Source organism: Rhizobium phaseoli (assembly GCF_010668805.1).
Classification (GTDB): Bacteria; Pseudomonadota; Alphaproteobacteria; order Rhizobiales; family Rhizobiaceae; genus Rhizobium; species Rhizobium phaseoli_A.
In genome coordinates, this window is the sequence record NZ_WUFT01000034.1 from 22,025 (window position 1) to 35,938 (window position 13,914).

Annotated in this window: 13 protein-coding genes; 7 read left to right on the forward strand and 6 right to left on the reverse strand. The window is 60.8% G+C overall.

The genetic code is table 11. From position 1 onward, the window contains the following. Positions 1-6 precede the first annotated feature (6 nt). On the forward strand, positions 7-2,388 hold the full coding sequence (locus GR197_RS30125; RefSeq protein ID WP_131606091.1) for a phosphoketolase family protein: 2,382 nt from the start codon (positions 7-9) through the stop codon (positions 2,386-2,388). A gap of 154 nt (positions 2,389-2,542) precedes the next feature. Then, the gene (locus tag GR197_RS30130) at positions 2,543-3,049 is read left to right on the forward strand and encodes a cytochrome b (RefSeq protein ID WP_164016264.1); all 507 of its coding nucleotides are present in this window, start codon (positions 2,543-2,545) and stop codon (positions 3,047-3,049) included. Positions 3,050-3,538: 489 nt separating this feature from the next. On the opposite strand, the gene GR197_RS30140 is transcribed toward GR197_RS30130, so the two are convergent. Continuing rightward, entirely contained in the window at positions 3,539-4,591 is a 1,053-nt protein-coding gene (locus GR197_RS30140) for a type III polyketide synthase (protein ID WP_164016266.1), read from the reverse strand. 244 nt (positions 4,592-4,835) lie between these two features. Here GR197_RS30140 and GR197_RS30150 point away from each other — a divergent pair, with 244 nt between their 5' ends. The 3 genes from GR197_RS30150 (at position 4,836) to GR197_RS30155 (ending at position 6,698) form a co-directional block, all read left to right on the forward strand. Beyond that, a complete protein-coding gene (locus GR197_RS30150; RefSeq protein ID WP_204330475.1) occupies positions 4,836-5,498 on the forward strand; it encodes a CBS domain-containing protein in 663 nt (220 codons plus the stop codon). A 38-nt stretch (positions 5,499-5,536) separates the two neighbouring features. After that, positions 5,537-5,689: a hypothetical protein gene (locus GR197_RS32160; protein WP_018073256.1), complete on the forward strand. Its 153-nt coding sequence runs from the start codon at positions 5,537-5,539 to the stop codon at positions 5,687-5,689. Positions 5,690-5,768: 79 nt separating this feature from the next. Beyond that, positions 5,769-6,698 carry a multidrug ABC transporter ATP-binding protein gene (locus GR197_RS30155; RefSeq protein WP_032995993.1) on the forward strand — a complete coding sequence of 310 codons (930 nt, stop codon included), beginning with the start codon at positions 5,769-5,771 and terminating at the stop codon, positions 6,696-6,698. 42 nt (positions 6,699-6,740) lie between these two features. Here the strand turns inward: GR197_RS30155 and mgtA are convergent, their stop codons facing one another. Then, positions 6,741-9,386 carry a magnesium-translocating P-type ATPase gene (mgtA, locus tag GR197_RS30160; RefSeq protein WP_157629704.1) on the reverse strand — a complete coding sequence of 882 codons (2,646 nt, stop codon included), beginning with the start codon at positions 9,384-9,386 and terminating at the stop codon, positions 6,741-6,743. Between the two features lie 194 nt (positions 9,387-9,580). Continuing rightward, complete coding sequence (locus GR197_RS30165) at positions 9,581-10,465, reverse strand: universal stress protein (protein WP_018073259.1); 885 nt, start codon at positions 10,463-10,465, stop codon at positions 9,581-9,583. Between the two features lie 391 nt (positions 10,466-10,856). On the opposite strand from GR197_RS30165, the gene GR197_RS30170 reads away from it, so the two are divergent. Further along, entirely contained in the window at positions 10,857-11,552 is a 696-nt protein-coding gene (locus GR197_RS30170) for a VIT1/CCC1 transporter family protein (protein WP_164016268.1), read from the forward strand. 139 nt (positions 11,553-11,691) lie between these two features. On the opposite strand, the gene GR197_RS30175 is transcribed toward GR197_RS30170, so the two are convergent. Beyond that, positions 11,692-12,081, reverse strand: coding sequence for a DUF302 domain-containing protein (locus tag GR197_RS30175; RefSeq protein WP_026170997.1), 390 nt, complete (start codon positions 12,079-12,081; stop codon positions 11,692-11,694). A 53-nt stretch (positions 12,082-12,134) separates the two neighbouring features. After that, positions 12,135-12,518 (reverse strand): EF-hand domain-containing protein, encoded by a 384-nt coding sequence (locus GR197_RS30180; protein WP_204330476.1) that lies wholly within the window; start codon positions 12,516-12,518, stop codon positions 12,135-12,137. Between the two features lie 387 nt (positions 12,519-12,905). Here GR197_RS30180 and GR197_RS30185 point away from each other — a divergent pair, with 387 nt between their 5' ends. Beyond that, the gene (locus tag GR197_RS30185) at positions 12,906-13,178 is read left to right on the forward strand and encodes a DUF982 domain-containing protein (protein WP_018073262.1); all 273 of its coding nucleotides are present in this window, start codon (positions 12,906-12,908) and stop codon (positions 13,176-13,178) included. Between the two features lie 99 nt (positions 13,179-13,277). On the opposite strand, the gene GR197_RS30190 is transcribed toward GR197_RS30185, so the two are convergent. Next, positions 13,278-13,787: a cytochrome b/b6 domain-containing protein gene (locus GR197_RS30190; RefSeq protein WP_164016274.1), complete on the reverse strand. Its 510-nt coding sequence runs from the start codon at positions 13,785-13,787 to the stop codon at positions 13,278-13,280. Positions 13,788-13,914: the final 127 nt, after the last annotated feature.

Genomic DNA, 13,914 nt, shown 5'->3' on the forward strand with positions numbered 1-13,914 from the left:
ACCAACATGTCTGAACGTAGAAGCCCACCGCCCACCGAGCGCGAGCTCGAACTCATCGACCGCTACTGGCGGGCCGCCAACTATCTGTCCATCGGCCAGATCTATCTCATGGACAATCCGCTTCTGCGCGAGCCGCTTCGGCCGGAACACATCAAGCCCCGCCTTCTCGGACATTGGGGAACGACGCCCGGCCTCAACTTCATCTACGCCCATCTCAACCGCGTCATCAAGGCTCGGGACGGAGATGTCCTTTATGTGTGCGGGCCTGGCCACGGCGGGCCGGGAATGGTTGCCAACACCTATCTGGAGGGGACATACAGCGAGGTATATCCCGACATCTCGGAGGATGCCGATGGCATGCGTAAGCTGTTCAGGCAGTTTTCCTTTCCGGGAGGCATACCCAGCCACGTCGCCCCGGAGACCCCCGGTTCGATCCACGAAGGCGGCGAACTCGGATATGCGCTGGTCCACGCGTTCGGCGCCGCGTTCGACAATCCGGACCTCGTGGTAGCCTGCGTGGTCGGCGACGGCGAAGCGGAGACAGGACCTCTCGCGGCGGCTTGGCATTCGACGAAGTTTCTCAATCCTGCTCGCGACGGCGCGGTGCTGCCGATCCTGCACCTCAACGGCTACAAGATCGCCAATCCTACGATCCTGTCGAGGACCAGCGACGAGGATCTCCGCAGCCTGTTCGTTGGATTTGGCTATGAGCCGATCTTCGTCGAGGGCCACGAGCCGGCGGACATGCATCGGCAGATGGCGGCCGCCTTCGACCGGGCCTTCGACGTCATCGAATCCTTGCAGGCGTCGGCGAGGAACGGGTCGCCCGCGGCCGGCGTGCCGCGGTGGCCCATGATCGTGCTTCGCAGCCCCAAGGGGTGGACCGGGCCGAAGGAGGTCGACGGCAAGAAGGTGGAGGGTTTCTGGCGCGCCCACCAGGTGCCCGTCGCCAATTGCCGCGGGGATGCCGGCCACCGAAAAATCCTTGAAGACTGGATGCGAAGCTATCATCCCGACGACCTGTTCGAAACGGACGGGCGGCTCAAGGACGAGTTGCGGGCCCTGGCGCCGACTGGTGAGAAGCGCATGGGAGCGACGCCGTACGCAAACGGCGGAAGGATGCGCAAGGAGCTGCAGCTACCGGAGATTCGCGACCACGCTGTCGCGATCGACGTTCGTGGCGCCACGCAGGTGCAGTCGACGGAGATTTTAGGACGGTATCTGCGGGACGTCATGCGGCTCAATGCCGAGGCCAAAAACTTCCGGATCTTCGGGCCGGACGAGACCGAGTCGAACCGGCTGGGCGCGGTGTTCGAGCAGACTGACCGCGTTTGGATGCAAGAGATCGAAGACTACGACGTCCATCTCGGCAGAGACGGACGGGTCATGGAGGTTCTCAGCGAGCATCTCTGCCAGGGATGGCTGGAGGGATATCTCCTGACCGGCCGCCACGGCCTTTTCTCATGCTACGAGGCCTTCATCCACATCATCGACTCCATGTTCAACCAGCATGCCAAGTGGCTCAAGGTTTCGCGAGCATTGGATTGGCGGGAGCCGGTATCGTCTCTCAACTACCTCCTGACGTCGCATGTCTGGAGACAGGACCATAACGGCTTCTCGCATCAGGACCCCGGCTTCGTCGATCTGGTCGCCAACAAAAAGGCCGACATCGTCCGCATCTATCTACCGCCGGACGCCAACACGCTGCTGTGGGTCGGCGATCACTGCCTGAAGACATACGACCGCGTCAACGTGATCGTCGCCGGCAAGCAGCCGGAGTCCCAGTACCTGACGATCGACGAGGCGGTGAAGCATTGCGAGGAGGGCATTGGCGTCTGGGACTGGGCTAGCTTCGAGAACGATACGATCGCGCCGGACGTAGTGATGGCATGTGCGGGCGACGTGCCGACCATGGAGATTCTAGCGGCCGTCATGCTGCTGCACGAGGCGATACCAGATCTCAAGATCAGGACGGTGAACGTCGTCGATCTGCTCGCGCTGCAGGATCCCAAGGAGCATCCCCATGGCCTCGACGATCGGCGGTTCGATGGTATCTTTACGAAGGACAGGCCGGTCATCTTCGCCTACCACGGCTATCCCTATCTCATCCATCGGTTGACTTACCGGCGCACCAATCACGGCAACATTCACGTGCGCGGGTTCGTGGAGGAGGGAACGACGACGACGCCATTCGACATGACCGTATTGAACGAGCTGGACAGGTATCATCTCGCTCTCGAGGCGATTGCGCGAGTGCCCGATCTCGCCGAAAAGGTGCCACACGTGATCGCAGACCTGCATGCAAAGCTCGACGAGCACCGGGCGTTCGTGCGGGAGCGTGGAGAAGACATGCCCGAGATCCAGAATTGGCGCTGGGCACGCTCCTAAGGCGACTGAGCACTTTGTTTGGAAATCGCTGTTGAGAGATCCGCCAATCTTGAAAATACGGGACCTGCGGATCAAGCAAAAAGTGAAACCATAACACTCGACCATCGGAGCCGGGGCGCACGGCTTCAATAGATAGTGAGTTGGAGGACGAGCCATGCCACCCGATACCGCCAATTTAGCATCCTACTCCTTGCCGCAGCGCATCCTGCACTGGTTGACGGCGGCGCTCGTCATTTACAATCTGGTCCTTCCGGACGGGATGAGCGAGTGGCGCCGGTCCGTTAGGCGGACGGGTTCAGCCAGTCTCGAACAAGTGGCCGGCGCCAACATCCATGCCTACGTCGGCACCGCAATACTGTTTCTGATCGGCATTCGCCTCGTCCTCCGTTTCGTCCAGGGAGCCCCTCCGGCACCTCCCCAGGAACCCGCGATCTTCGGCTTGGCTGCCAAGGCCGCTCATGCGGCCCTTTACTTCCTTCTTGTGGCATTGCCGGTAACTGGGATGGCAGCGTTCTACCTTGGTTACGATGGTGCGGGCGACGTTCATGCCGAGGTGCTGAAGGTGATACTGTGGGTATTGATCGTCGCCCACGTCCTTGGCGCGTTAGTCCATCAATTCTATTGGAAGACGAATGTCTTGAGACGCATGACTGTCGGCTGATCCGTGCCAAGTCGTTGCCCCGCAGGTCTGGTCCGGGCGGATGTCGCACACGAGCCCGGCGATAGGAGTTTGTGTCGAGCGCCTGCACGCCGGGTTCATTGCCATCAGGAATCCGATGCTGCAAGAGGGTCGTCCTCCGCTCTGATGCGGATCGTCAGGACCATGGCGTTGGCGACTGAAAATAGCAACGCGAGGCCGGACAATCCGATGCAGAGTGGAAGTGTTGCAATCTCGCCCACCACCACGACGTGTTTGGATGCCGCACAAACCGGTAAGGCCCCTCGGCGACTCAAGGACCTCTCCGGGAACCACGATGATCCTCGTGGTCCAACGACGCCCGAGCGTGAAGAGTCTCCACAGCCGGGCCACTTGGAAAACTGCGAAAATCACAAGCCACTCCAGACGAATGGGCGTGTTCCATGCGAACCGCCAAAGGCCGCTCCCCGAGCCGCTCGAGCGTGACCGCAGCGAGAAGAATGATCGAGGCGATCATGCTGCAGCCTTCAACGAGAGGCAGCTAAGCGTGAAGCCCGGCCCCATCGCCGTCAGGACAGTTCGCCTGGGTAGTCCGTGGGCGAGAAGCTTCTCGAGTACGAACAGCGCGGTTGGCGACGACATGTTCCCATAGTCCGAGAGAACCTCACGTTCCCGGTCGAGGGCTCCCTGGCCCAGTTTCAGTGCCGCCTCCAAGGCGGTGATGACCTTGGATCCACCGGGGTGGCACGCAAACCGGTCAACGTCGGCAGGAGTGAGATCTGATCGGGCAAGTATGGATGTCACGCCCTTCAAGACGTGAGTTTCTGCAAACGGTGGTATGGCACGGTCGAAGATCACGCCTAGACCCTCCGTATCGACGATCCACCCCATGATGTCCAGCGTGTCGGGCCACGTATGCTGGCCTGCAAATTCAACCTCGGCCAGACCGGCCTCGCTGGCGCGGACCACGCAGGCGGCGGCCCCGTCGCCGAAGAGGGCGGTCGCCACGATATTCGCCTTCGTAAGCTTGTCCATCCGGAATGCCAATGTGCAGGTCTCGACCGCGACCAGCAGCACGACCGAGCCTGGCCGGGATGCCGCCAGCCGTGACGCGATCGACAGCCCGGAGACTCCGCCGGCACAGCCGAGGCCGAACACGGGCACCCGCTCGACGTCGTCCCGCAAACCCAGCTCTCTGCTTACCCTCGCTTCCAGACTAGGTGTCGCAATACCAGTCGAGGAGACCGTTACGATCGTGTCGACGTCGCCTGCGGCCAGGCCAGCCGACGCCAGCGCTTTACTGGCGGCGGACACGAACATCGCACCCGCGCCCTCGATATGAGCGAGGTTTCTCTCGGGCCATCCCGACGTCTCGAGATACCACTCGATCGGCCGGACGCCGTAGCGTCGTTGAATCCCCGAGGTTTCGAACACCTTTGCCAATTTTTCGAAATCGCCAAATCGGGATGAGAACGCGGCGTGCGAAGCTCGCGCCGCGTCACGCTGGTCGATGACATGTGGCGGGACTGCGGTACCGACGGATACCAGCTTGACAGGATGCTGCATAGGACTCCTTGCGGCGGCGCGGAAAGACTTTGGTGTGCCGCGCGAGGACGAGACCGAACCATAACGTCTTGATCCTGCAAAAGGTTGCAATGCCGGCGAGCCTGGTGCCGCACTTCGTCGGAAAGCTCCGGAGACGCCGACGCGCGAAGGTGGCCTCCCGTGGCTTCGTGTCCGGCTTGATCCACGTCAATGCGCTCGACGTGTGTTGGATCCGTAATCGTCCGGTCAACAAGGAGACTGCGCGATGCTTGCTAAAGACATCATGACGACCCCCGTAACGATCGACGAGGGACATAACGTTAGGGAAGCCGTCGAGATCGTCAACGCCAGCAAGATTGGCGCGGTGCCCGTCGTCGATGGCGAAGGTCGGCTCACGGGCATCGTCACCGAGGGAGACCTGCTGCGCCGGGTGGCGTCGTCTTGGGCCAGACGGGCGGTGCCGCATACGCGCGACCGCGACGACGCACTGGCGGACTATGTGAAGGCCCGAAGCTGGCGCGTCAAGGACGTGATGTCGACGCCTGTCATCAGCGCCGCCCCCACCGCCACCACGAGCCAGCTCGCGGAACTCCTGCAGGCCCACGACATCAAACACCTGCCCGTCGTCGAGAACGGCAGGCTCGCCGGAATGATCAGCCGTCGCGACTTGATGCGAGCGCTTCTCGATGTTCCACGGCAGTGCACCGCTTCCGGCGACGAGGCCCTCGGGATCGCAGTTCGTAGCCGCCTGGACGCCGAGCTTGAAATAACGCCCCCCATGGTCAATGCGACCGTCTCTAACGGGGTGGTCACCCTGAGGGGAGAGGTCGAGACGGAGCTGGAACGCTCAGCGGCCAGGGTGGCGGCGGAAAGCGTCCGCGGCGTCGGCGGCGTGGTGAACAAGATCACCTTGGCTTCCGCATGGTGAGCCCCCTCAAACGATGAAGTCCACGGAAAGTTTACGTCATGTTTGTCAGGGTCATCGCAGACGCCGTCATGTCGAGGCTTCTCCTCGTCATCCTGATCCTCATGGTCGGGACGGTCGTGGGCGTCCTGCTGGTGAAACCGTCCGACGACTCTCGAAGCGGGCGCGTCGAGCGCTCTCTCTCTGACCCGTGAGTGCGCGATGAACATTTGGCCCTCCAGGATTGGATTGCCGGGCCGCGTCTCGCAAAAGACCGGAAGCGCGACGGATTCGATGCCCTCCGACCTGTTCGGTTTCATCTGGCTGATGGGAAGGCGTCATCAGGCGTTGATCGCCGGGCTGTCCCTGATTCTGTTTGTTATCGGCGCGGCGCCTCTCGAACTCCAGCGCCGGATCGTCAATGAGGCGACCCAGCAAGCGTCATACGGGACGCTTCTTTTTCTGGTATCCCTCTATCTCGCGGTGGCAGTGTTGGAGGGCGCGGTAAAATTCACCCTCAATCTCTACAGAAGCTGGGTGGGCGAGAAGGGCACGCTCTGGCTGCGGGCGCGTGTTCTGCATCGGGCCGAGACGCCGCCGTCAGAATCCATGCTCGAGGGCGTCGAGCTGTCGATTGTTCTTGCGGAAGCCGAGCCGGTCGGCGGTTTCGTTGGAACCAGCATCTCCGAGCCGCTGCTGCAGGTCGGCATCCTTGTCACCGTCTGCAGCTACCTGATCTATCTCCAGCCGCTGATGATGCTGGCCGTCGCAGCGACCTTCGCCCCGCAGATTGCGTTCGTCCCGATGATGCAGGCCGCGATCAACCGCCGGGTCGAGGCGAAGGTCGCCATCATGCGCGACGTCAGCGAAGGCATGGTGCATGCGATCGAAGGTGGCCAGGGAGAGGATCCTCAAACTTCGCGCATCGGAGCGATCTTCTCAGCCAACATGGAGATCTACCGCTACAAGTACGCCATGAACTTTCTCATGAATCTCATGGCGCAATTGGGCTATGTCGGCATTTTCGTCCTCGGGGGATATTATGTTGTCACCGGCAAGACCGAGATAGGCACCGTCGTCGCCTTCGTCTCGGGACTGGCGAAGATCGTCGATCCTTGGGGGGCGATCGTGGACTGGTATCGTGACCTCAGAGTGACCCAGGTGAAGTTCCGGCTCATCAGGGACGCCGCGAAGTTCGATGGCGCTGGCAACCACGAAATATGAGTGCATTTTGAGATTCCGCGCTCCCGCGCTGAGCGATCGCGCCTATTTTGAATGGCGCCTTGTTCGAGTGCGAGGCCGACGGCGTGATGTTCGGGGCTGTGAATGGTCCTCCGTTGACAGCGTCGTAAAGTAGAAGATCTTCACGGTCTCGAGAGCTGCTACGTAGAACAAGCTGATACCCAAAAGCACTGTGAGAATTTCGAGGGGGATCGGAACGAAACCAAAAAGCCCGCCGACCGCGGTGTAGGGGATGGTCACTCCCGCGGCACCGACGGCGATCGCCGTGCCGAATAGCAGCGGACTGGGCCGGCTCCTCCAGATCGGACCCGGCGTCCTGATGACGAGCATGGTCGCCAACTGCGTCATGAGCGATTCAACGAACCATGCGGAGCGGAACTCGTCCTGTCCGGCGGAAAACACTGTCAGCAGAACGACGAACGTCGCCAGATCGAAGAGAGAACTTAGCGGCCCGAACCACAGCATGAACCTCTTGATGCGGGAGATGTCCCAACGCTGCGGACGCCGAAGGTCTGCCTGATCGACCTTGTCCGTGGCGATTGCCATCGCCGGCAGATCCGACAGCAGATTGTTTAACAGTATCTGCTTGGCAAGGAGCGGCAGGAATGGCAGCACGAGCGACGCCGCTGCCATACTGATCATGTTGCCGAAGTTGGCGCTGGTCGCGATCGATATGTACTTCATCGTGTTGGTGAAGGTCCTGCGTCCGTCGTCCACGCCTTTCGAAAGGACCGCGAGATCCTGCCGCATCAGGACGACGTCGGCAGCCTCGCGGGCGACGTCGGCCGCGCCGTCCACCGAAATCCCGACGTCCGCCTCGTGAAGGGCGGGCGCATCGTTTATCCCGTCTCCAAGATATCCGACCACGTGTCCGGCCTTGCGGAGGGCTGCCACGATCCGTTCCTTCTGATTTGGGTCGATTTCGACGAACAGGTCGGTTTTCCCCGCACGGCTGAACAGTGCGTCGTTGCTCATGCGGCCGACCTCTTTCCCCGTGAGCATGCGGGAACCGTCGATTCCGATCGACGACGCGAGATGCTGGACGACATATCGGTTGTCTCCCGATATCACCTTGATCCGCACCCCTCGTTCCACGAGGCTTGCTACTACGGCTGAAATGTTAGCCTTCGGGGGATCCGAGAAGAGCAGAAAACCTTTCAGGCAAAGCCCGGATTCGTCTTCCCTCGAGATTGCGGGAGCTGCTTCGGATATGGGCCGGGTGGCGACCGCGAGCGCGCGCATGCCTGCTTCTCCCCATTGCCGGCAGGCATCGTCCAACCGTTTGCGGACATTGTCGTCCAAGGCCACTTCGCGGCCCGCGGTCATGACGGCCGCGCAGACGTCGATCACGTTGGTGGCCGCTCCTTTGCAGATCAACAGCGGCGGACCGCCCCTGACGGCAACGACTACGGATAGTCGCTTGCGCGAGAAATCGTAGGGGATCTCGGCAAGCTTGCGGGCCTCGGAAGAAATCTCCCCCGCTGCGATCGTGGCCGTCACGGCGTCGTCGAGAGGATTCTTCATTCCCGATTGAAACGCTGAATTGAGAAGTGCCAGCCGCCTCACTTCAGGCGAGACGACGCCCTGCGGGTCGACACAACTGTCGAGGCGGATGACGCCCTCGGTGAGTGTCCCCGTCTTGTCGGTGCAGAGCACGTCCATGCTGCCGAGGTTCTCCATTGCATCGAGGCGGCGGACGATCACGCCAGACTTCGACATCGTCCGGGCGCCGCGCGCCAGCGTCACGCTGATGATCGCAGGCAGCAGCTCAGGCGTCAGGCCGACGGCAAGCGCGAGCGAGAAAAGCAGAGAGTCCACGATAGGTCTGTGAAGCAGGAGATTCGCCACCAATACGACGACGACGATGCAGAGCATGATCCGCGTCATCAGAAATCCGAAATGCCGAACACCTCGCGCGAATTCCGTTTCCGGAATCTGGCGCGCAACGGCGCTGGCGATCCGTGCGAATTCCGTGCGGGGGCCGGTCGCGATCGCAAGCGCAGTCGCAGTGCCGCTCCGAACCGAGGTTCCCGTGAACACGCAGTTGGAACGGTCCGCAAGACCGGCGTCTTTGGTCGAAACGCCGGGCACCTTAGCAACGGGAAAAGTCTCTCCGGTAAGCGTCGCTTCGCTGACGTTGAGATCCTGCGCGACGATGACAACTGCATCGACGGGCACGAGGCTCCCGGCCGAGAGCAGGATCAGGTCGCCCGGCACGATGCCGACTGCGGCCACGACCTTGTCGGCGCCGTCGCGGCGGACCTTTGAAGTGAGAGAAATTCGCTGTCGCAGCGCCTCGACCGCTCGTTGCGCGCCATGTTCCTGTAGAAAACCCAGGAGGCAGCTAGCGAGAATGATGATGCCGATGATGATGGCGTCGTGGACTTCGCCGACGCCACCCGCGACGAGCGCTGCGAACACCAGCACGAGCACGAGCGGACTTTTGAACTGGCGCGCGAAGTCTGCCAGCATGCCTCCACGGCTTTCATCGGAAAGAGAGTTCGGTCCGAACCGTCGCACGCGTTCTTCGGCTTGGGCGGTCGTCAGCCCGTCCTGGAGGGACGTGGCGAGGGCAGCGCCGAGCTCCGAGGGCGATCTCGTCCAGTATGCAGGGATCGCGACCTCTAAAGCGGACGAAGGGGGAGGAGAAGGAAGAACGGGGATATCCATGGCGAACTCCGTATGTGATTTCGCCGATTATCGTCTCCGCCAGGGGGACGTCATTGATGGTTGTCAAAGCTTCGTGTTTCGCATCGAAGGTGCCTGGCTTGATCGATACCCACGTCCACGCCGTTCGAAGCCGGTAAGGTCCCGCCGCTCGATAGCAGCCGAAACCAGTCATACGCCACAGCGGGCACAGTTCCTCAATGTGACATGAGGACGGGCAAAAGAGGCTCGTGCAATACGCCATCGGTTGCTCCGCCAAGGACGAAATCTCGCAACCTTGTGTGTCCGAATCCTCCCATGACCAGCATATCGGCGCTCAGTTCCAGTGCTGTTTGCTGAATGATCTGACCGATCGATGACGAGGTAAAGCGAGCGACCGTTGCGCTTGCATTGACGCCGCTCGCAACCAGGATCTCAGCAAGGTGCGCTCCGCTTGGCTCCGGCAGCGGCTTTTCGCCCGTCAGGGATAGCACCGAGACCCGCTTGGCCTTGCGAATGAATGGCTTTGCATCGTTGACGGCTCGAGCGGCGGCTCGGCTTCCGTCCCAGGCGATGACCAGGTGGTCGATCGGGCCCGCAAGGGCCTTGTTGGGAAAGATGATGGCCGGCCGGCCGGATCCGAATATGATCGCTTCGGAGACAATACGGGTATCCGGAACGTCCGCGATGCATTCGAGAATAGCCAGATCGAAGAAACGTGCCTCCGTGGCTGCCGTGTCGTGCAATAGGGGCAAGGTGGTTTTCACCGTTCGACTAGACAATTCAACCTCGGCGCTCGCTGCGAGGTTCGTTGCCGATGAAACCAGCGTTGCGGCTCGATCGCGGCTCACAGTCTCGGCATGCTCGATCATCTTCGGAGTATCGAGCAGCAACGACGACCATGCGTTGGGGATGTGCGGAATCGCGACTGTTAGCGCACACGCGTGAAGATGCGCGCTATAATACCCAGCAAACGTTACAGCGTTCGAAATGATCAATCCGGAACTTGCATCGGGATATGTTGCCAGCGGGAGAAAATATTGTGCCGTCATGTCCTGCTCCATCTCTCGCGAACCGCCACGATTGCAATCATCTATCTCCATCCGTCTCGACTCGGCATTGATGTAACGCAATTGCCGGCGCTCAGGCTTCTCTGGCCATGGCACGGCGCTGCGTGCCAGAATTCCGCCTCCCTTCGAAGCGCGCGCCAGGATAACCGGACGTTCACACAAGCGCCTTTCCAACTGGAAGTCTGCGTAAGTTGATCGTGGTCAAATCCTTGATGGCCGAGATCCGGTATTGAATTCAAAAACCTGGCGCTGATCCGCATAAAGATGACCGAGACCATTGCGCTGCCTCCAGGTGTGTTCACTTGCCCGTTCTGGGTGCCCGTCGCAGATGTGATCGCGTGCCGCGTTGCTCGTGATCGACGTTGCGCTCATCGGTTAATCTCGCACTCACTACGTCAAAATCGACTTTGTCCTGGAGACGCGCATGAGCAGACTGCATTCGGAACATCACCTGGTCTCCCGCATCGGCTGGCTACGGGCTGCCGTCCTCGGCGCAAACGATGGAATCGTCTCGACGGCGAGCTTGATCATGGGCGTCGCTACCGCGTCCGCCGGACCCTCGCAGATCCTGGTAGCAGGCGTCGCTGGTCTGGTCGCGGGCGCAATGTCCATGGCGGCGGGCGAATACGTGTCGGTAAGCTCCCAAGCGGACACCGAGGAAGCCGATCTCGCGCGAGAACGGATCGAGTTGGAGACGCAAGCCGAAGCTGAGTACGAGGAGCTGACGGAGATCTACGTCAAACGCGGTCTTACCGACGAGCTGGCCAGGCAAGTCGCGATCCAACTGACCGTAAATGATGCTCTCGACGCGCATTCGCGCGACGAACTCGGTATCGTCGAACATATGGCGGCCCGGCCGGTTGAGGCGGCCTTGACGTCGGCCGTCACGTTTGCGGTGGGGGCCGCATTGCCCCTGCTCATGGTTGTACTTTCACCCGCCTCAGTGCTGATCTATACCGTTGCAACCGCGTCTTTGGCCTTCCTCGCACTGTTGGGCGCCATCGGTGCGAAAGCGGGCGGCGCCAACGTCTGGAGGGCCACCACCCGCGTCACTTTCTGGGGCGCTTTCGCTATGGCATTGACGGCGGGGATCGGTGCGCTGGTTGGCACCGCAGTCTGACGGGTAACTTTCCGCCCCCTCCTGCACGCCCAGCTTGAGGACGGGGTGAGTTTTTAGGATGTTGCGGTTCTGGTCGCAACGAAAGAGGAGCCGACGCCAGTTCGACTCCTCAGAACTCGGGGGCCGGAACTCGTAATCGTCAGATCTCGGCCACCGTCTGGGCGAGCATCGATCGGACCCTGCCTGCCAGACTGGTCAGCATTTCGTTGTCGATCGCCTGCATGGATGCGACCGGATCGATGGCGCTCACCATGACATTGCCGCCATCGACCCCGCGCAGGATGACATTGCACGGCAGCATGGCCCCCACCTTCGGTTCCAGTTTCATCGCCTCGAACGCCATGCGCGGATTGCAGGCTCCGAGGATGAGGTAGTCATCGATGTCGGCGTCGATCTTCTTTTTCATGGTTGCCTTGACATCGATCTCCGTCAGAACACCGAAACCGTGCTTGATGAGAGCCGCTTTGGTCCTGCCGACCGCATCATCGAAACTGGTCGCCCAGAGCGTTCTATCGAGCGTGTAGGTCATGAGAAGTCTCCTTTAGGCTCCCATGCAACGGCCGGCAAATGCCCAGCGTCCAATCACATGTCTTGCATGAATGCCTGCATTTCTTCAGGTGTGACTTTGCCGTCATTGTTTGCATCGACCGCGTCGAAGACGCGTTTGTGGATTGCGGTCAATTCTTCGAAAGAAATTGCGCCGTCCCCATCGCTATCGGCGATGACGAACATGATCTTCATCATATGACCGCGCATTGGCCCCATCATGCGCATTCCTGGGTACATGCCGGATGGCATCATGTTGCGGCCCATCATGCCTGGCATCATTTCCGATCCTTCGGCCTCAGGCTTAGCCTCCGACTGGGCCGTGTCTGGACTTTTCGTCTGGGCGGAGGCGCTGCCCATGGCACCGACGGCACCGAGCAAGGTCAGCAGAGCGATCGTTGGCAGTCTGAACATGGACATCCTGAATCTCCTATTTAAGCGTTGTCCTCCACGAGTTGGAGCAGCCTTTGAGAATAGGCTGCCTACTGGCTTCACACATTGCGCTGGATCAAACCGCTTGAATGGTTCGAGTCGTCGAGGACGGACTGATCGCCTTCGCGCCGCCCCATAATTGCGACGTCAGCCACCTGCGTCACCGAGGAACGATCGCGGCTGAAGCGACACCGAGGAGCGAGCCGGCTAAGGCGAGAACAAGGTGATTTCAGGTGCGATCATGCCTGGCTTGATCGATATCAACGTCCACGCCGGTCGAACGCGGTATCCTGACGCCATCAGCCAGCGCCTGATCGTGGTCCGGCCCTCGTCATGATGCCCCGCTCGCAGTTCGAAACGTTCAGGAGATCGAGGATGACGTCCCAGAAACAGATTGAAGGAACCTGGTCGGAACCTGTTTTCGTCCAGGTGGGAATGAACGCCCCTGAGGCTGTTGGCGGAGCGAGCGAGGCGCTCGAGTTTCTCGCCAACCGATGGAAAGGCTCGCGTAGAAAACACGCATTCGCGAGAGAGATCTGCGCCGCGGCCGTAAGTGGGCATGTCTCGCAGGAGACCGCGCGCAAGGCTTTCATTCAGGCCGCTGACGAAGCCAGGATGTCCACTTGCGCGCCCCGTGGTCGTTCGTAGACGCTAGGACGAGATCAGCTCGGTCAAGCGAGCAACAAGTCCTTAACCCAGGTGTCTTCCATGGCTTCAGGTCCTACTCGGCCGCGACGCCGATCCAGGTCAATCGGCTCGCTTCCTGCCGGTGATCATCGCACGGACAAGGTTTTCCTTGTGCTCGATGCTTGCCAGGAGGACGCCTGCGATGTGAAGGCCCACGAGACCAAGCGTCAAATTGACCAGTAGTTCATGCGCCTCTTCCACCCATTCCACTCCCCAGTAGGCGTCCGTCGTCATCATGTACCCGGTTGTGGCAATGCCCGAGATCGCGAGGAGCAGCGCGAACACCATCGCGGCTCCGGCCGGATTGTGGCCGATGTAGCGCTTGGCGCGCATGGCCAGGCTGTCACGCATGAAGCCGAGGGTCGTGATCGGATCGTAGATGAAGTTGGAAAAGCGCGCGTGATGGCTGCCGACGAAGCCCCAGATGATCCGCACGAGCAGGAGACCGACGATGGCGTAGCCGGACAGAATATGCGCCTGTTTCCACTCGTCGCCCGTCAGAAAGGAAAACGCGAACAGGCCCACCAGACCCCAGTGGAACATCCGCACGACCGGGTCCCAGACCCTGATTGTTGATTTCCACTGAGAGCTGACCCGGCGTTTCCACCGAGAAGTGACCCGCCTTTAGGTATCGTTTGTGCTGGTCGTAGTGGTCAAGGTCCTGCGTTTCTCCTTCGTTGTTTTGGGCTCATGGGCC